Origin of the sequence: Neobacillus vireti, assembly GCF_036962345.1 — a bacterium.
GTDB classification, from domain to species: Bacteria; Bacillota; Bacilli; order Bacillales; family Cytobacillaceae; genus Neobacillus; species Neobacillus vireti_A.
This window is the reverse complement of record NZ_JBALNB010000020.1, coordinates 1-21,817: the sequence shown is the minus strand read 5'-3', so window position 1 is coordinate 21,817 and position 21,817 is coordinate 1. Positions and strand designations below refer to the sequence as shown.

At 37.8% G+C, this 21,817-nt stretch carries 22 protein-coding genes; 9 read left to right on the top strand and 13 right to left on the bottom strand.

Going from position 1 to position 21,817, the window contains the following annotated elements:
• Positions 1-27: 27 nt before the first annotated feature.
• Entirely contained in the window at positions 28-378 is a 351-nt protein-coding gene (locus tag V7108_RS23430; RefSeq protein WP_335512089.1) for a YlbF family regulator, read from the bottom strand.
• A 179-nt stretch (positions 379-557) separates the two neighbouring features.
• On the opposite strand from V7108_RS23430, the gene V7108_RS23425 reads away from it, so the two are divergent.
• From V7108_RS23425 to V7108_RS23390, 8 genes are all read left to right on the top strand, one after another.
• The gene (locus tag V7108_RS23425) at positions 558-1,919 is read left to right on the top strand and encodes a YheC/YheD family endospore coat-associated protein (RefSeq protein ID WP_335512087.1); all 1,362 of its coding nucleotides are present in this window, start codon (positions 558-560) and stop codon (positions 1,917-1,919) included.
• Positions 1,920-3,023 carry a YheC/YheD family endospore coat-associated protein gene (locus tag V7108_RS23420; protein WP_335512085.1) on the top strand — a complete coding sequence of 368 codons (1,104 nt, stop codon included), beginning with the start codon at positions 1,920-1,922 and terminating at the stop codon, positions 3,021-3,023.
• Positions 3,001-4,368, top strand: coding sequence for a YheC/YheD family endospore coat-associated protein (locus tag V7108_RS23415; RefSeq protein WP_335512083.1), 1,368 nt, complete (start codon positions 3,001-3,003; stop codon positions 4,366-4,368). The genes V7108_RS23420 and V7108_RS23415 overlap by 23 nt, the downstream gene beginning before the upstream one ends.
• Complete coding sequence (locus V7108_RS23410) at positions 4,362-5,414, top strand: YheC/YheD family endospore coat-associated protein (RefSeq protein WP_335512081.1); 1,053 nt, start codon at positions 4,362-4,364, stop codon at positions 5,412-5,414. The genes V7108_RS23415 and V7108_RS23410 overlap by 7 nt, the downstream gene beginning before the upstream one ends.
• Before the next feature lie 74 nt (positions 5,415-5,488).
• A complete protein-coding gene (locus tag V7108_RS23405) occupies positions 5,489-5,698 on the top strand; it encodes a YheE family protein (RefSeq protein ID WP_335512079.1) in 210 nt (69 codons plus the stop codon).
• A 60-nt stretch (positions 5,699-5,758) separates the two neighbouring features.
• The gene (locus tag V7108_RS23400; RefSeq protein WP_335512116.1) at positions 5,759-5,950 is read left to right on the top strand and encodes a hypothetical protein; all 192 of its coding nucleotides are present in this window, start codon (positions 5,759-5,761) and stop codon (positions 5,948-5,950) included.
• A 99-nt stretch (positions 5,951-6,049) separates the two neighbouring features.
• Complete coding sequence (locus V7108_RS23395) at positions 6,050-6,964, top strand: PucR family transcriptional regulator (RefSeq protein ID WP_335512076.1); 915 nt, start codon at positions 6,050-6,052, stop codon at positions 6,962-6,964.
• 86 nt (positions 6,965-7,050) lie between these two features.
• Positions 7,051-8,163 carry an ABC transporter ATP-binding protein gene (locus tag V7108_RS23390; protein ID WP_335569612.1) on the top strand — a complete coding sequence of 371 codons (1,113 nt, stop codon included), beginning with the start codon at positions 7,051-7,053 and terminating at the stop codon, positions 8,161-8,163.
• A gap of 33 nt (positions 8,164-8,196) precedes the next feature.
• Here V7108_RS23390 and V7108_RS23385 read toward each other — a convergent pair whose 3' ends face one another.
• Positions 8,197-8,439 carry a hypothetical protein gene (locus V7108_RS23385; protein ID WP_335569611.1) on the bottom strand — a complete coding sequence of 81 codons (243 nt, stop codon included), beginning with the start codon at positions 8,437-8,439 and terminating at the stop codon, positions 8,197-8,199.
• 361 nt (positions 8,440-8,800) lie between these two features.
• Here V7108_RS23385 and V7108_RS23380 point away from each other — a divergent pair, with 361 nt between their 5' ends.
• Positions 8,801-9,004: an alpha/beta-type small acid-soluble spore protein gene (locus V7108_RS23380; RefSeq protein ID WP_335512069.1), complete on the top strand. Its 204-nt coding sequence runs from the start codon at positions 8,801-8,803 to the stop codon at positions 9,002-9,004.
• A 77-nt stretch (positions 9,005-9,081) separates the two neighbouring features.
• Here the strand turns inward: V7108_RS23380 and fumC are convergent, their stop codons facing one another.
• The 11 genes from fumC to V7108_RS23325 all read right to left on the bottom strand — a co-directional run bounded on the left by fumC (position 9,082) and on the right by V7108_RS23325 (position 21,681).
• Complete coding sequence (gene fumC, locus V7108_RS23375; protein WP_335512067.1) at positions 9,082-10,461, bottom strand: class II fumarate hydratase; 1,380 nt, start codon at positions 10,459-10,461, stop codon at positions 9,082-9,084.
• A gap of 269 nt (positions 10,462-10,730) precedes the next feature.
• Positions 10,731-12,749 carry an ABC transporter ATP-binding protein gene (locus V7108_RS23370; RefSeq protein ID WP_335569610.1) on the bottom strand — a complete coding sequence of 673 codons (2,019 nt, stop codon included), beginning with the start codon at positions 12,747-12,749 and terminating at the stop codon, positions 10,731-10,733.
• Positions 12,746-14,503 carry an ABC transporter ATP-binding protein gene (locus V7108_RS23365; protein ID WP_335569609.1) on the bottom strand — a complete coding sequence of 586 codons (1,758 nt, stop codon included), beginning with the start codon at positions 14,501-14,503 and terminating at the stop codon, positions 12,746-12,748. Before V7108_RS23365 ends, V7108_RS23370 begins: the two co-directional genes overlap by 4 nt.
• A 317-nt stretch (positions 14,504-14,820) precedes the next feature.
• Entirely contained in the window at positions 14,821-15,021 is a 201-nt protein-coding gene (locus V7108_RS23360) for a sigma-Y antisigma factor component (RefSeq protein ID WP_335512064.1), read from the bottom strand.
• Positions 15,018-15,365 carry a YxlC family protein gene (locus V7108_RS23355; RefSeq protein ID WP_335512062.1) on the bottom strand — a complete coding sequence of 116 codons (348 nt, stop codon included), beginning with the start codon at positions 15,363-15,365 and terminating at the stop codon, positions 15,018-15,020. Before V7108_RS23355 ends, V7108_RS23360 begins: the two co-directional genes overlap by 4 nt.
• Positions 15,319-15,876: an RNA polymerase sigma factor SigY gene (sigY, locus tag V7108_RS23350; protein ID WP_335512059.1), complete on the bottom strand. Its 558-nt coding sequence runs from the start codon at positions 15,874-15,876 to the stop codon at positions 15,319-15,321. Before sigY ends, V7108_RS23355 begins: the two co-directional genes overlap by 47 nt.
• A gap of 684 nt (positions 15,877-16,560) precedes the next feature.
• Positions 16,561-18,588, bottom strand: a complete 2,028-nt coding sequence (locus V7108_RS23345) for a transglycosylase domain-containing protein (RefSeq protein ID WP_335569608.1) — start codon at positions 18,586-18,588, stop codon at positions 16,561-16,563.
• A 125-nt stretch (positions 18,589-18,713) separates the two neighbouring features.
• Positions 18,714-19,172, bottom strand: coding sequence for a helix-turn-helix transcriptional regulator (locus V7108_RS23340; protein WP_335516861.1), 459 nt, complete (start codon positions 19,170-19,172; stop codon positions 18,714-18,716).
• Positions 19,173-19,275: 103 nt separating this feature from the next.
• Positions 19,276-19,431, bottom strand: coding sequence for a FeoB-associated Cys-rich membrane protein (locus tag V7108_RS23335; protein ID WP_335516864.1), 156 nt, complete (start codon positions 19,429-19,431; stop codon positions 19,276-19,278).
• A 19-nt stretch (positions 19,432-19,450) separates the two neighbouring features.
• The gene (feoB, locus tag V7108_RS23330; RefSeq protein ID WP_335516867.1) at positions 19,451-21,457 is read right to left on the bottom strand and encodes a ferrous iron transport protein B; all 2,007 of its coding nucleotides are present in this window, start codon (positions 21,455-21,457) and stop codon (positions 19,451-19,453) included.
• Complete coding sequence (locus V7108_RS23325) at positions 21,457-21,681, bottom strand: FeoA family protein (protein ID WP_335569607.1); 225 nt, start codon at positions 21,679-21,681, stop codon at positions 21,457-21,459. The genes feoB and V7108_RS23325 overlap by 1 nt, the downstream gene beginning before the upstream one ends.
• Positions 21,682-21,817: the final 136 nt, after the last annotated feature.

Sequence of the window (21,817 nt, the reverse complement as noted above, 5' to 3'; positions counted from 1 at the left end):
CGGATCTCCCGAAAGCTTTTTTGTTCTCTATGACATGTTACCGTAAAGTTCCTCTAAAGGCTTCATAATTAGTTGATTTAGCTCTCCAATAATCATGCTCATTCTTTGCTCTGCCTGCATTAGTCGAGAAATTCTTTCATTCTGTTGGACTACAGCAACCGTTGATTGTGCCTGTTGAACTTCCTGCTCTGTAATTTGCTGACCCATCATTTGTTTTTGTTGTAAATTCATTTGGACCTGTCGGAAGTTATCAAACATTCTTTTTGCTGCTGGATCTGCATTTACTTCATTATACATTTGCTGTAAATGTTTATATTCATCACTTTGACGAATCGCCTTTTCCAAAGCATAGGCTGCATCGTATAAATTAACTGACATCCATCCCACTCCTCTATAGAAAATAATCTTAATAACTATAACAAACTATGTTGGGAAATGCGAGAATGTTCAATCTTATGACATTTTTGAATCACCAACCATTGGGCGATTACATACGATACCATATCAACGAATGCCTATTTTTCACCAAATATTCGCCGTTAAATGAGGAATGTTCTATGACCCTAATCACGATTGTTCCTATAAGAGCCTCTAATCCGACAGAGCTATTTGTTCATATTTCATCACACTTAATTAATCAGTGGCAGCTAGAAACACGTGATATCAGAATTTCTATAGGAAAGAAAATGGTATCAGTAAAAATTCAGCCAGTAGAAATGCCAGCAAATATGATTTATTTTCCAGAGTTTCTGTTCCAGCATTTTTCCCTGCCGATTCAACACTATAAATTTCACGCCATATATAATAAAGAATTTCATTACCTTTTTTTTGGTCCAGTCATTGGTCTGGTTACCGATTTTAAGAATGAAGGAACCGAAGAACCCCATTTTCGTTCCATTCACAGCTTTTGTGAAGAACTTCATCATGGAATAGCAGACAATGGAGGTTTCCTCTATGTTTTTTCCTATCCAGATTTTTCTGTTCAAGGATTTTATTTCAAGGATGGGCATTGGAAATCTGCTGAACTGCCATTTCCTGACGTTATCTATAATCGGATCCATTCTCGCAGAACAGAATACGGGAAGGAATACCAACAATTTCGTCAATCGCTCGCAGACTTACGTATTCCTATTTTTAATGATCGCTTTCTTTCGAAATGGGAGGTCCATGAGCACTTAATCCATGAAAATCATCTCCACTCCTATATTCCTGAGACCAATATCTACACAAAGGATCATCTAGCAGCTTTTGTACAAAAATATGAGACTGTTTTTATTAAACCTGTACATGGAAGTCAGGGGCGTAACATATACAAACTAGCTAAGGATGGTAACAACACTCTATTGCAATCGTCAGTAACCACGATATCAGGGAGCAAGGAAATTGTTTTGCCCATTGACAAGCTTTATCAGCATTTAAAACCGTTACTGAACAATCGAATCTACATTATCCAGCAGGGTATTCCCCTGCTTACGTATCAATCAAGAGGAATGGACTACAGAGTGCTGTGTCATAAAAACTACCAGAACTCCTGGAATGTAACCTCTGTGGTTGCCAGAATTTCTGCTGAAGAAGAGTTTGTATCAAATATTGCCAGGGGCGGAGAAGTAATGACTCCAATCCATGCTCTAAAAGAAATCATGGACATTTCCGAAGCAAAACAGCTGATATCCAAAATAAAGGAACTAGCGATTGAAACAGCTTTAATCATTGATAGAAAGTCGCCGGGAATAACCGGTGAACTCGGAATTGATATTGGAATCGATATGTGTCATAAACCATGGCTTATTGAAGTCAATTCAAAGCCATCAAAAAACTTTGAGGATGGTCAAATGAAGCTAAGACCGTCCGCTAAGGCGATTATCCAGTTTTGTACGAAACTCGCATTAGATTCGGGACTCAGAATGGAGGATTCATAGATGATAACGTTTGGCATTATGACTTTAAATTTTGAAAGCGAGGCCTCCTATATTTATCAAATAGCCTCCCGCAGTCATTCATTTGGAATAGAGTGTTATCACTTTCTTCCTTCGACTATTAATCCACTTACAAATCAAGTGCAGGGGAGACGTTTTGACAACAAGGAACAGCGTTGGGTGGAGGATGAGTTTCCTATTCCTTCTCTCATCTATGACCGCTGTTTTTATGGTGATGATGAACATTCAAAGCAATGTATCCCGATTGTTTCTTGGTTAAAAAGCAGAGAAGATAGTACCTTTTTAGGTTTTGGGCTGCCCAATAAACTAGATTTATATGAAACATTAAGCCATTCTAGTCTAGCCCCCTATTTACCTCTTTCACAGGCGATTGGAGATAGCTCGGATGTTGTCAATGCCTTAAAAAAACAGAAAAGAATCATTCTGAAGCCAATAAATGGCTCTCAAGGGTTTGGAATTTATTATTTAAAGAAAAACGAAAAGTCCATCCATGTCAAAACAGAAAAAAACAAAAAAATTATCTCAAGGATTTTTCCGAATGAGTCAAAGTTATGCCAATGGCTCCAATCGTTACTCAACTACCGGCCTTATCTGTTGCAGCCTTATCTAGAGCTATCAAATAACGATTCACAGCCTTTTGATATCAGAATTTTACTCCAGAAAGATGAACAAGGTCTATGGGTTGAACGTGGTATGGGAATTCGAGTAGGAAATACTGGAGGCTTATTATCAAACCTAAGTGCAGGCGGCACGGTCAATGATTTCCCTTCATGGTCCTCCACCTTATCATTAGTCAACAAAGAATATATTTGTAATGAATTGAACTTCATAACAACCAATCTCCCGCACATACTTGAAAAGGAAATCCTGCCGTTATTTGAGATTGGTATTGATATCGGAGTGGCAAAGAATGGTGCCCTTTGGATTCTTGATGTTAATTCAAAGCCAGGAAGAAAAGTGATAGTAAAAACAAAGCCAGATTTACAAGAAACCTTATTTCTTGCCCCGCTTCTTTATGGGAAATACCTTACTGATACTGATCATAAAGAAAGGAAAAGCTACTATGAGAAAACGCTATACCATTGAAATTGCTGAGACGAGCAAATTAATTGCATACTGTCCTCAGGAGCTCTTGCAGGATAAGATACTAAAAAAAATTGCCTTTGGATCGAAAGCAGTCGAGGTTGACTTTGTCCCGCATCCTAAGCATGAAAATAGCATAGTAATTAGTAAAGAAATTCAAAAATACCTTCTTTTTCCTAATTTTTCAATAAGATTACATGTATTTGTTGAAGAACAAGTTCTCCATATCGGACCATTAGTTGGTATCTTTACAGCTGGATTCACTCCGTTTCCACTCCGTCCGATTGGAGACAGAACGAACTTTTTCTCTAAATTGTTATCGGTAAAATCAAATGTTGGAGCAATCCCATTTGTTTTTGGTGAACAGCATATTAACTGGGAAAAGGGTACGATTAATGGCTATTTTTATCATGATAACAGTTGGCAGAGCTTAGAGGTGCCATTTCCTCACGTGATCTATGATCGACTGCCGAATCGAAAAAGCGAACGAAACCCAAAATTAGCAAAAGTGAAGGAAACATTACAAAAGGACTACCTCATTCCATGGTATAATCCTGGATTTTTTAGTAAGCTGGATATTTACGAAAGATTACAAGAGGATGATTCAGTCACCATTTACCTTCCAGAGACCCATCCATTCACATCCTTTTCATTGATTGAAGGCATGTTATCAAAATATGGTCATATCTATCTAAAGCCAATAAACGGCAGCCTTGGGTTAGGGGTTCATCAAATCCTCTATGATAAAATTCAGGTCGAGTACTACTGCCGCTATCAAGATCATACTGGTGTGAATCGTTTAAGGAAATTTTCTTCAATTGAAGCTCTATTTCAAACGGTCTTTGCACATCGTAATTTAGACAAAATGATTGTCCAACAAGGAATTCACTTATTGAGACATGAACAACGACCGATTGATTTCCGTATCCATACGAATAAAGATGATGCCGGGGAATGGCATGTCACAGCATTGGCTGCGAAAATAGCAGGACGCGGCAGTGTAACCACCCATGCGAGAAACGGCGGGGAAATTAAAACAGCTGCTGAAATTTTTGAAAAAGAAGAATGCCGCCTTTATACAGAGAAGCTGGTAAAGGCCGCTCTCCTGTTAAGTAAAAGCATCGAAAACAATATGGAAGGCTTTATAGCGGAGATTGGATTTGATTTAGGCATTGATAAGCATGGTAATGTTTGGTTATTTGAAGCAAATTCAAAACCCGGCAGATCGATTTTCAGCCACCCTGAGCTAAGGGATTTTGATCAACTTACCTGTAAATTATCAATGGCTTTCGCGGTTTTTTTAACGGAACAATCTATCCTGTATCCCGAGGATGTTATCAAATGGTAGGTTTATGGAACAATAGTGTAAACCCCGTTATCGGAATTTTAACCGCACGAAAAAAGGATGGCTCGATTGCCGGAAATGGTCCCCTATTTATGGAAATACAAAAACGGCTTATTTCACTAAATGGAATAAGCTTTGTCTTTACACTTGAAGGAGTTCATGAAGAGGTTATTGAAGGGTTTTCCTTTAATCCAGAAGAGAATTCATGGAAAAAAATAACGGCGCCCTACCCAGACCTTGTATATAATCGAATTCCCTTCCGGAAAGCAGAGATAAAAGGCACTGAATTCTTTTCTTCTTTAAAGGATAAAAACATCCCCTTTTTCAATCCAGGATTTATCGATAAATATGAGCTATATGACCTCTTTAGAAGCCATCCATTTCTCCATTCCTATATACCTGCTACTATTCCTGCCGTTCAAAAACCAATACTTAGCTCTTTCCTAGGCAAATTCAGAAGTATTTACTTAAAGCCTGCTCAGTCTGCAAGAGGAAATGGGATATTCAAATTAGAAATAGATTCACATAAACAAGTCCATTTAAAGGGATTAAAGAAAGCCGAATTGTTTTTAACTTTTGACCATTTTTGGATGAAATATGAACACGAATTGATAGAGAAAAACTATTTGGCTCAGGAAGAGATAAAGCCCAGCCTTTATGATGGTAAACGGTTCGACTTTCGTATTCTCGCTCATGCTAAATATGATCATTATATTGTAACAGGAGTTGGAATCAGACAATCACAGGAGCAGGATTTAACCACTCATATCCCTACAGGAGGAAGACTCCTTCCGTATGAACTATTACAGACTGAGGATCATGATCAATTTATTGTAACCATTGTCGAGCACATCGGCAAAGCTCTTTCAGCACAGTATGGTTTTTTTGGTGAATTTTCAATTGATGCAGGGATTAGTCAATCCGGGCAATACTATATTTTCGAGGTAAACTCAAAACCAATGAGCTTTGATGAAGATGAAATAGAAGCTAGAAAAATTGAGCACCTGTGCCGGTTGTTCCTGCAGCTCACTGGTTTTAAGTTTGACTGAAAAATTATTCTGGAATGTTACTGTCTTTTCTCGTAAGCTAGAGGTAGTAACTAGCCTGCAGGGAGATGAAAAGAATGCTGACACACTTTCAATTTAAGCCTTTATTTGAAAATAAAAATATCCCGGGATGGAGTTTTTCTTTTTACTATCAAAAACTACGATATTCTGGTATTTATCACCAAACTGGAAAAATTGAATGGAGTGCTCCTACACCCAAACAGGTGGATATGGAGGATTTGACCAGTCAAATTCACGAGCTAATGCTTTATCATGTCTATGATTAACCGAATGAAATCCTGCCCTTTCCACAAACTAAGGAAAAGCTAAGGAAGGGTAGGATGAAGATGGATGAAAAAAACAGGGTTCAAGTAAAAAAAGACTTAGAGTATGAAGGAAAAGACAATGTCTATTTAGATATTGACAGAATCATAAACGAAGGATTGTCGGGGGGATCTGTCCATTCTCGGCATGATACAACTAATATAGAAGAAGCACGAAACCTTACGGAAGAGGAACCCCCTCACACAACAGAATGAAGGTTGAAAGACTAATTCCTTGTGACTATCAGGAGTTAGTCTTTTTTTATGATATAATTATTGCATTATTCTAAAATGACATAAACGGAGAAGTTGACCTTGCTTAAAAAAATCATATCGTTATACAAGGATTCAGTCCTATATTCTGAACCTCCACTATACATATCTGACAAATACTACATATTCTTTGATCAATCTGAGAAAGATTGGCTTGCAATTCCAAAATCCAGTCTAACTGAAAAAGAGTTAAATCTGCTTCAGGTTCTTTATGAACAAGTAAAAGTTCCTTCAATGCCCTTACCTACACTCTCTAGAAAATGGCATGAATTTTTATTTTTAAATAAGGAACTTCCATCATTCAATTCTGAAAGTGAATTCCGATTTATTCAGTTCCAGATTAAAGGCAGCGGAGTGGATCAAGATGAGATCGAATCTGCCTTACAAGGCTTTTTTTCTGAAGACATCCAAATCATATGGGAAGATCCTTATAATGGTATTGTCATAGAAGAGAAGAGGCAGATTACTCTTTCAGAAAGTGAGATTACTTCCATATCTGATACATTAGAAAGTGACTTTTATGTAAAGGTATTTTTTTATATCGGCAAACTTTATCCCTATTCCAATCAGTTGCGAACCCAGTTTCAACAAGAAAAGGAGTATTTTGAATTTGCAAAGAAACATCTTTCAGGTGCAAATATTCTCTCTTTCGAAAAAGTATTTCCTTCTTTTGTTGCGGCAAACCTTCCTGAACAGATTAAAGAAAAGGTATATAAGAATTTTTCAGGGGTATTTTTAGAGGATCCCGAATTATACGGTACGATTAGAGTTTTTCTGGAGAATAACTTAAACGCCAGTATGACAGCTAAAAAATTGTACGTTCATCGAAACACCCTCCAATATCGAATAGACAAATTTATCGATAAAACAGGCGTTCAATTAAAAGATTTTTACGGAGCTTTCACTGTATTGTTAGCTTGTTTATTATTCGAATATGACAACCTGCACAAAGAATAAGCTGGTAACTTTGTGCAGGTTGTCCATATTGTTTGTAAACCTTTTCATGTACACTTAAGTTAATCAAAACAGGGAGGGTTTACACAATGGCAGAATTAAAATTAGATCATATTTATAAAATTTACGATAATAAGGTTACGGCGGTTACCGACTTTAACCTACATATACAAGATAAGGAATTTATCGTATTTGTTGGTCCATCAGGCTGCGGTAAATCAACAACACTTCGTATGGTTGCAGGACTTGAAGAAATTTCACAAGGTGACTTTTTCATCGACGGAAAAAGAGTAAACGATGTAGCTCCTAAAGATCGTGATATAGCCATGGTTTTCCAAAACTATGCACTTTATCCACATATGACCGTTTATGATAATATGGCTTTTGGTCTAAAACTTCGTAAGTTTCCAAAAGATGAAATTGATCGCCGCGTAAACGAAGCAGCTAAAATCTTAGGATTAGAAGCTTACTTAAAAAGAAAGCCAAAAGCATTATCAGGTGGTCAACGTCAGCGTGTTGCATTAGGACGTGCGATTGTCCGTGACGCAAAGGTATTCTTAATGGACGAGCCTCTTTCTAACCTTGATGCAAAACTTCGTGTTGCCATGCGTGCAGAAATCGCTAAGCTTCACCGTCGTTTAAACACAACTACTATTTACGTAACACATGACCAAACAGAAGCGATGACAATGGCTTCAAGACTGGTAGTAATGAAGGACGGTCTTATTCAACAAGTAGGAACACCGAAAGAAGTATACGAAAAGCCTGAAAACGTATTTGTTGGCGGTTTCATCGGTTCACCTGCAATGAACTTCTTCAATGGTAAGCTTGAAGATGACAAGTTTGTAGCTGGTAACACTTCTATTTCTGTACCTGAAGGTAAAATGAAGGTTCTTCGCGAGCAAGGTTATGTTGGAAAACCAATTATCCTTGGCGTTCGTCCAGAAGACATCCATGATGAGCCAGTATTCATTGAAGCTTCAACAGGTACAAAAGTCAAAGTAAACGTAGACGTAGCTGAATTAACGGGTGCAGAATTAATGGTTTACTCCAGCATTGACAGCCAGGACTTTGTAGCGCGTCTTGATTCAAGAGCTGATATTCACCCTGGAGATTCACTTGATCTAGCATTTGATATGAATAAAGCACATTTCTTTGATGTAGAAAATGAGTATCGTATTCGCGCAAAGAATGAACAATAGATAAACGTAAAGGTCCCTTCTTCCGGGACCTTTTTATTCTTTTATAAAGATTACATCATCCTTCTGACAGTTTGGACATGTATAGAGGTGCGGGCATTTTTGACCTGAATTTGTGTCCATGTAACCGTCTTCCATCTTCATTAAATCGATATCCATGTACGGGCTGTAATCATCATAAAAATCCATTAACCTTCCGCTATCCAACATTTGCTGTCCACATTGTGTACATATCAGATATACTTCGCGTAAACCATTGCAAATCGGGCATATTGACATTTCTATTCACCCTTTAGTTTTTTGTATGAGGTTAGTTTGTGTTACTAAACACGCACTATGTAATGGGAAAAATTACTAATGAATTAATCGAATAAGCTGTCCATTTTTTATCATAATAAATATTACAAAGCAAGCAACACTTACAAAGCACCACCAACTTATAGCGATGGGTTAAACCATATAAAGGGTCTTAAGCCGGTGCAAATCCGGCTAACCCAGCCACACTAAGGAAAGCAGAAAGCAGCTCCAATATCTTATAACTTTAATGATGGGTTAGGCCAAGGTGGCAATGGTTTATCTTAACCATAATGGTTCAATTCCATACTGACCCCAAAATTATTAAGAGGAGTGTTATTCAACTATGGCTAGTAACAACAACTCTAATCAACTTTTAGTACCTGGAGTGGAGCAAGCACTTCAACAAATGAAGTATGAAATTGCATCAGAATTTGGTGTACAACTTGGTGCAGACACAACTTCTCGTGCCAACGGTTCTGTCGGTGGAGAAATCACTAAGCGTCTTGTAGCAATGGCTGAATCACAACTTGGCGGATACCAACGCTAAATATTAGTAACGCACAATCAAACAAATAAATATCATGGCTTAAGCCCCCTCCACCTGCGGAGGGGGCTTTCAATGGGTTAAACCATTTTTTCAGGTTTAACCCATTCGTCAAATTCCTTAGCGGATACATACCCTGTTTTAATGGCCGCTTCCTTTAAGGTGCTGTTTTCTTTGAAAGCCAGCTTGGCAATCTCTGCTGCTTTTTCATAGCCAATATGTGGATTTAATGCTGTCACAAGCATTAAAGATCGTTCCACATGTTTTGTGATTATTTCTTCGTTTACTTCTATTCCAACTGCACACTTTTCATTAAAAGAGCGAATGCTGTCTGTTAACAGGGTAATCGTTTGAATTAGATTGTAAATGATGACCGGCTTAAAAACATTTAATTCAAAATTACCCTGACTTGCTGCAAAGCCAATGGCAGCATCATTACCGAAAACCTGGCAGACTGCCATTGTTAATGCTTCACTTTGAGTAGGATTGACTTTACCAGGCATAATAGAACTTCCCGGCTCATTTGCCGGTATCGTTAACTCACCTATCCCGCTGCGCGGCCCGCTAGCAAGCCATCTCACATCATTGGCAATCTTCATTAAATCGGCTGCAAGTGCCTTTAGGGCACCATGTACATAGACAATTTCATCATGACTTGTTAAGGCGTGAAATTTATTAACGGATGACTGAAATGGGTAACCTGTCAAAGTTGAAAGCTGTTTCGCCATTTTATCCCCAAACTCATGATGGGCATTAATCCCTGTTCCTACCGCAGTGCCGCCAATCGCAAGACTTAGCAGGTACTTGAATGAGTCTGAAATCATTTGTTCACCTTTTTCAAGCATTGCCCTCCATCCGCTGATTTCCTGTCCAAGAGTCAATGGTGTCGCATCCTGCAGATGAGTTCTGCCAATCTTGACGACATTCATAAATGCCTTTTCCTTTTTAATTAAAGTGGTCTTTAATTCGTGAAGAGCGGGAAGTAAATTCTCCGTTATTTTTATGTACGCAGCAATATGCATGGCTGTGGGAAAAGTATCGTTAGAACTCTGCGACATATTTACGTCATCATTTGGATGAATCTTCTCTTTACTTCCTTCTTTCATTAATAATTCATTTGCACGGTTTGCAATAACTTCATTCACATTCATATTGGTCTGGGTGCCGCTTCCTGTCTGCCAAACTGCTAGTGGAAAATGATCGTTATAATCTCCTGAATGGATTTGATCACAAACAGCTACGATTGCCTTCATCTTGATATCAGCTAATTTACCTAGTGAATGATTTACTATCGCTGCTGCTTTTTTAACGAGCGTTAAACCATAGACGACTTCCAATGGCATTTTTTCGGAACCAATAGCGAAATTATTTAGACTTCGCTGTGTTTGTGCTCCCCAAAATTTATCCGCTGGAACCTGAACTTCGCCTAGTGTATCTTTTTCAATTCTAAAATTTACCATTCTTTTCACCTCACTATCATATATATTCCCATTAAAGTAAAAAAAACTACAGACATTTAGCTGTAGTTTAATGTTTAACAATCATATACCCGATATAATATGAAAGAATTAAGAAGCTTCCTATTACATTTACAATTGAGAAGTCTGCCATTTTCATCCCACCCCTTTAATATAAAAGCTTAAACAAATATAAATTAACATACTATCTGGGGTTTCAATGTGATAAAAATAACAGTCTTTCACCAAAATTGTGAAATATTTGTGAACTTTTATCCAGCTATGCTAGAACCACCTTTTTGCAGTTCATACATTTGATAATATCTTTTCTTTAGCATCATCAATTCTTCATGTGTACCGCGTTCAACAATTTTTCCACGGTCTAGGACTAGAATTTGATCTGCACTTCGAATGGTGGATAACCTATGGGCGATGATAAAGGTAGTTCTTCCTTTTTTCAGGACATCCATAGCTTCCTGGATTACTGCTTCTGTTTCTGTATCAATACTAGATGTTGCTTCATCTAAAATTAAGATAGCTGGATTAAAAGCAAGAGCTCGCGCAAAGGAGATTAACTGGCGCTGCCCGCTAGAAAGTGTACTGCCTTTTTCGATTACTGGTTCATCATACCCCTTTTCCAAGTTTTTAAAGACTTTTTCTGCCCCCACATCCTTTAATGCCTTTTCGACCATTTCTTTCGAGATTTCTGGATCATTTAGGCTTACATTCGAGGCAATCGTACCGGTAAATAAGTACGGATCCTGCAACACAATCCCCATATGATTTCGAATCGTTTGACGAGGTATGCTGCTAATGTCCTTCCCATCAATAAGAATCTTTCCTTTTTGACAATCATAAAAGCGGAAAAGTAGATTCATGATCGAGCTTTTTCCCGATCCAGTGTGTCCTACTAGTGCAACTGTCTGCCCATGTTTAGCTTCAAAATCAATATACTTTAAGACATATTCGCCTTCTTTGTAGCCAAATGACACATGATCGAATGTAACATTGCCATTAAACCTTTCGATACGTTTAGCACTTACATTTTCACCTTGCTCATCCAATAGCTTAAACACTCTTTCGCCCGCAACTAATGCGCTCTCCAAATTGGCTAGTTGGTTAACAATTCCCTGTACGGGATTAAAAAGACGATTGATGTAATCAACGAATGCATAGAGAACACCCAGTGAAATGACTGATTCAGGATGTAACGATTGACCGCCAAAGTACCAAATGAATGCAACAAAAACTAAGTTTCTTAAAAGGCCCACTAAATTATGTGAAGTTAAGGCATTTAAACTTAATAATTTATTTTGATACGTAAAATGTTCTGTATTAAGCTTTTCAAACTCCTTTTGGGTATCTTGCTCCCTGCTGAATGCTTGAATAATATTCATACCGCCAATGGATTCGTTAATCGTGGCATTAATATCACTTATTCGAGAACGAATAACATGATTATATTTAGCAGCAAACTTACGATATAAGATTACCCAGCCATATAGGATCGGCAATAAGATTAAACAAATGGCAGCCAGCTTCACATCTAAGATAAATAAGGCTGCATAAATGCCGGTAATATAAATCGCACCCGTAAAAAATTGAGCTAATACGGTTACATAAAGTTCGCGAATTGCCTCAGTGTCATTGGTAACCCTTGCTACGACTTTTCCCGCTGGCAGGTTATCAAAATAATGGATGGGAAGCCGTTGAATTTGACCGTATACATCCTCTCGCATTTTTTGGATGATCCGATTGGCTGACTTTTGCAGCATATACCGCTGTCCGTATTGAAATAGCGCTGATATAACTAATAAACCAAAATAAATGATTAGCAATTTGACAATCCCTGGGATTTCAAGTTGGTAGAACGCCATTAGCTCCTTATTTGTTAACGACTCTGCGGTATACTCAACCTTTTCATTTCCCTTTTGAAGTGTTAAGATTCCCTGTTCGAAGGTTCTCTTTCCATCAAATTCCAGTTTCTCCTCTATAAAGATAAACTTAGCAGCTACCTGCAAAATTCTAATTTCTTTGCCCTTTTCTTCATTTTTAGAGAAATTCTTTGCTTTTTTATAAAATTTCCCTTTATATTCTGCGGCATTTTCTCCATTCTTCTTCGTTTCATACCAAACAGACTCAATCCCTAGAATGTGCTGGTCGATAATATTTTTTGCGATAAATGGACCTGCTAGGTCAGTTCCAACGGAAATAGTCAGCATCAATAGGGCAGCAATAATGATTTTTTTATAGTTTAAGGCATATTGAGTTAATCGCCGTCCTGTATTCATGCTGTAACCTCCTCTTCAAAATTACTTTCCACCTGTTGCCGTAAATATTGTTCTTTATACCAGCCCTCATTCAATAACAATTGTTCATGTGTTCCCTCTTCGATGATTCTGCCTTCATCTAGGACAATAATGTGGTCAGCATGCTGCACTGCTGACATTCGGTGTGTGGTAATGATAGTTGTTTTGTCATTCCTAATCGTACGAATATTATCGACGATTCTCTTTTCCGTTTTCGCATCGACAGCAGATAAGGAGTCGTCAAGAATAAGAATTTCCGGATTTTTTATTAGCGCACGTGCTATGGATATCCTTTGTTTCTGACCCCCTGATAGTGCTACTCCTTTTTCACCAACAAGTGTCTCTAACCCTTCTGGAAGCATATCTAAATCTTTTCGGAGTGCAGCTAAATCGATGGCCTTTTCCAATTCTTCCTCCGTTGCTTCCTTGTTTCCAAATAATATATTTTTCTTTACAGTTCTTGAAAAAAGAACATGATCTTGGGGTACATAGCCAATCCAATCACGGACCTGATTTACTGTCTGCTCTTTAAGTGAGACTCCTGAGATCGAAACCAAACCTGTTCCAAGAGGATATTGCCTTAATAATTGTTTGATTAGAGTGGTTTTCCCACTTCCAGTTTTCCCGACAATTCCTAGTGTTTGCCCTTTTTGCAACTGGAAGGTAATCTTGGATAAATTATCCCCCTTGGAGGTTGGGTATTTGAATGTTACCTCTTTGTACTCAATACTGTCGGCATTTTCAACCATAACCGGCTGTGGAGGTTTCTCTACTGTCTCTTTAAAGGCAAGTGTTTCATTTACCCTGTCCAAAGAAGCATTTCCTCTTTGCATGATATTAATCAATTCTCCGATTGCAAACATCGGCCAAATCAGCATACCCAGATATACATTAAAGGAAACTAAATCACCTAGTGTTATCGACTGTTTGAATACTAAATAGGCTCCATAACCGAGGCCAATCATATAGCTGATTCCGACCAGTATTTTTACGGTTGGATCAAATAATGAGTCAATTCTTGCTACATTGATATTTTTGTGAAAAACATCTTCTGTTAATTGATGAAACCGTCTTGCGTCTGCCTCTTCCTGAACATAGGCACGAATCACTCTCACGCCTGCAACAGATTCTAAAACTCGATCATTTAACTCCCCGAATGCATCCTGTGCTTCCATGAAACGTTTATGAATCCTATTTCCGTAAACCTTCATGATATAAGCCATGATTGGCAGTGGCAGGATAGCGGCAATCGTCAGCTTCCAGCTAATTAATATCCCCATTGTAATAATAAGTATCAGCATCCAGACACTTGAATCTACTAGTGTTAATATCCCAAACCCTGCGGTAACGGATATCGCCTTTAAATCATTGGTTGCCCTCGCCATTAAATCTCCCGTTCGATTTTTCTCATAAAAGGTAGGCGACATTTTTAATAAATGTTTCATAAATCGAGAACGTAACTTCCTTTCAACAAGGAAGGCACCGCCGAATAATTTATACATCCAAACGTACGTAATACCGTATGAAAAAACCATTATTATCATCATATAGCCAACATACTTAAAGATACTCCCCGTACTTATTTCACCAAGATGTATATCATCTATGGCCATTCCGATTAACTTTGGGGGTAAAACATCTAGTACCCCAACTAAAATTAATAATGTAACCGCAATCAGATAACGCTGCCAGTTTTCTCTAAAAAACCAACTTAATTTCTTTAAAACTGAAAACATGTCTAACCCCCCTTGTAAAAAAAAGAAAAAGGCATACCGCAATAGAGTGCAGTATGCCCCACCTAAAAATAGAGACAAAAAAACACACGTTACGTATAAAAAGAACGTAACCTGTGTTTTAATCCATCCAATTTTTTAAATCGACTCACCAAAAAAGGTCAAAAGGACGCAGGTTACATTCGAATATTCAGTTGCAGATAAAGTTCCGTTTACTTCAATCATTTTGTAACCCTCCATTTCCTTTTTTTTCATCCTTTGTTAGAGTATCACCAGTTTATTTAGATGTCAATTGCTATTTTTCAGAATTTTCCTAACGACTAATCTGTCTTTTTTCGAAAAATCTTCCGTACAAATAATAAGTAAAAAAGTGTTGGCATTGGTGCTTGAATAAGACCAACGATTCCCCATAACCAATAATTATGGTTGCGTTTCCTGGCATCTAAGAATAAAAAGATACTTTGAAGCAGCAGTATCCCAGCTATTAGAATGATAACAGCTGGTGAAAGTTCTTGAGTCATTGATTTTTCACCTTCTTACTAAAACGGCTCATGGTATAAAGTGCAATAAAAACCGTGGTAATAATTTGAATTAGTATAAAAACGGTCGGCATTTGATATAAAGAAACAATGACTCCGCTTAAAATCATTAATGCGGTCATAATAAACAAGGATAATTCTTTTCGTAAATTTTTCCTGTTTTTCTCCATTTCAACCTCAACCATTTGTTCAAACCATTGTAAATCAGGAGTATAGATAGGGAATTGATCAACCTTACTTAACCCTTCTTGTAGTTTGTGAATAGCATCTAAGTCATGTTTATTTTGATGTTCGTTTTCGAGTTGGACGACCTTCTGTTTCTTCACCTAGTTTCAGCTCCCTTCTTACTGCCAAAATTCCATTATGGACTCTTGATTTAACCGTACCAGGGGAAATTTTCATCCAAGCACCAATTTCATCATAGGAATATCCATAATAATGTTTAAGTACGATTGGGACCCGTACATCTACTGGCAATTTTCCTAATGCCTCCAAGGCATCATTCCATTCCTCATTACGGCTTTCAAAATGCCATTTTAACTTACGAAAAACTTCCTCTTGTCCTTTCCATTTACGCTCTCTTTTTTGCTTTCTACATTGATCAATGTATGAATTGGTAGCAATGGAGATTAACCAAGTTGAAAATTTACTTTGACCATTATAGAGATGAATTTTTTGAATACATTTTGCCATAGTATCTTGTGCGAGTTCTTCTGCTATATCGGGATTCATTGTAATTTTCAATAAATACCTTACAAGGAATGGATAATTTTCTTTAAAAACACAAGCAAATGCAAGATGATCCCCTTCTTTTGCACTTTTTATGATTGGATCCATCCGTTAGTCCTCTCTTTCCCCCATCAATCCCTCTTTTATCTATTTATGTATAAGACGTGTATGCACGATTTTCGTTCACTGATTTTTTACTTTTTTATAATCCAAAATCTACTTTATTCTATCACAAAAGGCACGAATTTCTTCGTGCCTAGGTTCGAATACTTACTAACGCGATTGATGAAGGACAAAACTCACCTAGATTCCATACAATTTGTCCTTCATCACATCTATGAAGGACAAAATTCACCTAGATTCCATTCGATTTGTCCTTCATCACACCTATGAAGGACAAAGCTCACCTTGTTTCCATTCGATTTGTCCTTCATCATATCTATGAAGGACAAAACTCACCTTGTTTCCATTCGATTTGTCCTTCATCACATCTATGAAGGACAAAATTCACCTAGATTCCATTCGATTTGTCCTTCATCATATCTATGAAGGGACAAAACTCACCTTGTTTCCATTTGATTTGTCCTTCATCACACCTATTAAGGACAAAACTCACCTTGTTTCCATTCGATTTGTCCTTCATCACACCTATTAAGGACAAAACTCACCTTGTTTCCATTCGATTTGTCCTTCATCACACCTATGAAGGACAAAACTCACCTTGTTTCCATTCGATTTGTCCTTCATCACATCTATGAAGGACTACATGGGCAATCTCGTTCCGCCACCCTATTAATGATTAAAATTAGGTCCTATTTTATTCCAGCGTTTCTCCCATTTTTCTTTTTGCCTACGCCATTTTTCTTCCCATTTTCTGGCACCTTCATAAAAATTCTCTTCAAGTGATTTTCGAATTATCTCTTCCTCTTCTTGTTTATCTTTCATCAACGTATCAATGTGTGGGACATTAAAACGTGTGGGAGGAGTATCTTTTAATGCTTCTTTCATGATTTCACGGAACACAATTGCTGCCCCTCCACCACTTGTTGTTTTAAGGTAATGTTTCTCATCGGTTTTATCGTATCCTACCCATACCGCTCCAACTAACTCCGGTGTATAGCCAACAAACCATTGATCTTTAACACCTTTAACCCCTTCGATTGGCACTTGTGTTGAACCTGTTTTCCCTGCAATTTCTATGCCTGGTATTTGGGCACTCTTCCCCGACCCCTGCTCTACTACTCCAAGCAGCATCGTATTTATTTGATCCGTCACAGCTTTTGTTGTAACTTTTTCTTTCCTCTCCTTCCACTCTGCTACCAGATTGCCTTCTGCATCTATTATTTTATTAATGACATGGGCTTTCTTTCGGACACCATTATTTGCGAAAACAGAATAGGCTTCAGCCATTATTAAGGGAGATACTCCGCGTTCTACACCCCCTAGAGCAAGGGAAAGATTTCGGTCACCCTTTTCTAAAGGAATCCCATATCTTCTCGTTGCCTCTAATCCCTTTTCAATCCCAATTTCATTTAATAGCCACACGGCTGAAACATTTTTCGAATCCTTTACCGCTTCGTACATAGGTACTTCGCCTGCATATTCATGATTGTAATTGCTTGGTTCATACTCCCCAAAGCTCATTGGTTCGTCCTTTAACATATCTGTTATTTTCCAGCCGTTTTCTAGTGCAGGCGTGTAGACTGCCAGCGGTTTTATCGATGAGCCTGGCTGTGCCTTTAATTGAGTTGCACGGTTATAACCTCTAAAAGTATGTTCCCCGCGTCCTCCAACGATTGCTCGGATGCCGCCGGTTTTTGGATCAAGCAGAATCCCGCCGCTTTGAACAATTTGATCACTTCCCTTTGGAAATAAGGTCTTATTTTCGTAGGTTTTTTCCATCGAATTTTGCATATTAGGATCCAGTTCGGTATAGATTTTATATCCCCCTGTTAATAATTCATCTTGAGACAAATGATATTCCTTAATGGCTTCCTCAAACACTTGGTCAACATAGTGAGGATATTTCCCTCGGTAGGGGTCCCCGCCTCTATTATTTAAGATTACTTTTTCATTTATTGCTTGTTCATACTCCTGTGGTGTTAAATAGCCTTGCTTTTTCATTTGTGCTAGAACAAGGTTTCTTCTCTGTGTTGCTTTTTCTAAGTGACGATAGGGATTTAAAGATGAAGGGGCCTTAATTAAACCTGCAAGTAAAGCTGATTCACCAATCGTCAGATCGTTCACTTCTTTTGCGAAATAATTTCGTGCCGCATGCTTAATTCCCCATGCTCCACCACCAAAATAGATCTGGTTTAAGTACATTTGAAGGATTTCCTGTTTACTGTATTGCCTCTCAATTTTTATTGCTAAAAATACTTCATCTACTTTTCTTTTCAAGGTTTTTTGTGAGGTTAGTAACGTGTTTTTTGTTAACTGCTGGGTAATGGTGCTGCCGCCCTCTACCATACCGCCAGCCTTTATATCCCGGATAAGCGCCCTGGTAATCCCGATAAAGTCAACACCATGGTGTTCATAAAATCGTCTGTCCTCGATGGCGATGACTGCATTTTTCAACGTGTCAGGGACATGTTTAATTGAAATGCCTTCATTTTTGTTGGCTGATATCTTGCTGGCAATTTCACCATGTAAATCATAAAATACTGTCGCTTGAGGGAGTTCATTCTTTAGTGGAGAAATATCCACATCCATCGAATAAGCATATACAATTCCTAAAAAGCCTAAAATCAGAAGAGAAAAGGAAAGAACCATCACTTGGGTCATATGCCACCGCTTCCAATTATTCACAACCTTTTTCATGCTCTCCTCCTTGATGTAAATATACAATTATGTTGGACATCATTTTCTTTTTCCCTAAAAAGGGAAAAATTAACCAAATGGGTGCAAATAAAAAAGCAACCGAAATATTTCCCGATTGCTTCTCTTTATTGGTATAGCTTGGTAACCTCTTTAAAGCGGATTTTCGCTTGTTTCTCATCAAAGCTGCTATAAATCCGATAATGTTTGTCATCCAAAATACGAAAATGTTTACTAAGAATATTCTGCTGAAGGATAAAGCCGTTTTTTCTTAACACTTCTCGCCACCAAATCCGGCCGCCAAATGTTTTCATTTTTCGGTAGTCGATCCCTTCGCGCGCAACTGTCTCTAGAACTTCTAGCGGTTCATTTCCAAATAAAAATTGGACTGTTTCGGTTTCTCGAAACAATGCAACGATTGATACAACCGTTGACCAGCTTGCAAGTACCCTCCCTTTTTCAATCTGTACCAGTGTTTTTTTGGATATACCTATAATCTCAGCCATTTTATCTTGTGTATAACCTGCTTCTGTGCGGATTAATCGTAATTTATCAGAAACTAGCTTAATGATCTCTTCTCTATTCATCTTCGTAACCCACTTTCAATTCCTACTAGTGTAATATTACACAAGTTCCCTACAAATTAAAAGAAAAAAACTGCTATCGTATTTGATGATAGCAGTTTTTTGTTCATTTAGGGGGAATGCCGCACTGACTTTGACTAGAGCAGGATTTTTCAAGATCACAAGCTGCACATTTTCCTTTTTTTGATTTATTTATAAATTTAACCAATGCCCATGTGGCGTAACCAAAAATCGCAGCGCCAATGATAATATTTGCTATCATAGAGATCACCTTCCTACTCTTAGACTAGACCAAACAGCTTGCCGCCCTGATAAATAAACAAGCATAAAACATACGCAAGTATTAGGGCATAAAGAATTGAAAAAGCCGTCCATTTTCTTGAACCTGTTTCTTTATAGATTGTTGCGGCAGTTGCCAAACAGGGGATATATAATAGAATAAAAACCATAAAGCTGTACGCAGCAAGCGGTGTATAGAAATCGCTCAGTAAACCTTGCAAACTCGCATTTTCGGGTACGAAATAAATAATATTCATGGTAGAAATAATAGCTTCTTTTGCTAAAAATCCTGTTATTAGAGAGGCCGCTGCCTGCCATGTCCCAAATCCAATTGGATCAAGAATTGGTGCAAATACATTTCCAATCGCTGCTAAAAAGCTATCATCCATTTCCACTTTTAATCCATTTGGTCCCGTATAGGATAACAGCCAAATGAAAACAGAACCAGCAAAGATAAATGTTCCAGCTTTTCGAACAAAGCCCTTTCCCTTATCCCAGGTACTTCTCCAAAGCGACTGGAATTGAGGTAGCCGATATGGCGGCAGTTCAATAACGAACAGAGATATTTCAGATTTCAATAAGGTTTTAGAGAATATTTTTGCTAATAGTAATGCAATTACAATTCCCAGAACATAAAGACTTAACACAACTAGAGCTTTGTGTCCAACAAAAAATGCACCAACAAATAATGCGTATACAGGAAGTCGTGCAGAGCATGACATGAGTGGTGTTAATAATATTGTCATTAGTCTTTCACGTGACGTTTCAATTGTTCTGGCAGCCATGATACCAGGTACATTACAACCAAACCCGATCATCATCGGAATAAATGCCTTTCCATTTAGCCCAACAGACTCCATAATCCGATCCATTACGAGGGCAACCCGTGCCATATAACCTGAATCCTCTAATAAAGAAATAAAAAAGAAAAGAATAAAAATCTGTGGAACAAATACTAGTACCCCGCCGACACCTGCAATGAGACCCTCAATAATCAGCGCATGGATAAAGTCAGAAGCGTGTATCGCAAGTAATAGGCTTTCAAATCCCGCTGTTACCGGTCCAGTCAAAAATCCATCAAGGATGTCAGACAATGGTGTTCCCAGCCAATCAAACGTCAGCATAAACATCAAATACATGCATAGCAGGAAGATTGGCATTCCTAAGTAACGATTGGTAACAATTGCGTCTATTTTTTCCGACAAGGGTTTAGTTGTACCTATTTTTTGAACAGATGACTTTAAAATTTTCTCTATAACTTCTTTCCTCTTCATATATATAAAACTTGCAAGTGTTTTTACATTGTTATTTTCTTGTATAACTACAGACTCTAACTGGGAAATAAGTTCTTCAAGCTTATGAACCTCAACAAAATCAGCGAGATATGTTTTTACATATTCATTGCTCTCAAATAGTTGAATAGCAAGCCATCTAGGTGAATGATTGGTCTTCCCTATTAATTCCATACTTATTTTATTTATGGCATCTTCTACAGCACCACCATAATAAATATGTTTTTTTACCTTTGAATGGTTGGATTCAGTGGAAATAACTTCAATTAATCGATCACACCCTTTTCCACTCCGAGCAACTACAGGAACAACGGGTACCCCTAGGATTAGTGACAGCTTTTCAGGATCAATTTGAATTCCTCGTTTTGATGCGACATCAACCATATTTAGGCCGATTAGAGATGGTTTTTCATATTCAAGCATTTGTAAGGTTAAATGTAAATTACGTTCTAACTGAGAAGCATCTAAAATATTTAACAGCCTGTCTACCTGTTCTTCCAAGAAAAAAGAAGTTACAACCCCTTCATCCTTTGATAATGGATTAAGTGAATAAACACCAGGCAAGTCAATTAACCTTCCTATATTATTCTTAAAGACTCCGACCTTTTTCTCAACGGTTACGCCACTCCAGTTACCAACGTATTCATAGGATCCTGTTAGATTATTAAACAATGAGGTTTTTCCAGTATTCGGGTTTCCAATGAGGGCAACTTCCATTAAACTCTCTCCACTTCTATTAAGCGTGCCTCTTTGCGGCGGAGACCAACACACTGTCCGCATGATTCAATCATCACTGGTCCGCCAAATGGCATGATACATTTAACACAAACTTCTGAACCCTCAGTAATTCCCAGGTCCATCAGCCTTCTCTGTACTAAGCGGCCTACCTTAGAAATATTAACGATGATTCCTTTCTCTCCTACCTTAAATGATCCGAACATTTCTATCACCCTTACATATGTTAATTGAGAATGATTATCTTTATTTATAAGGTAATTTTACCATTTATATCTGCTAAATTATGTGACAAAAAACCGAAATAAAATAAGAAAAGCGTAAGCGCCCTGGTCAGCGGCG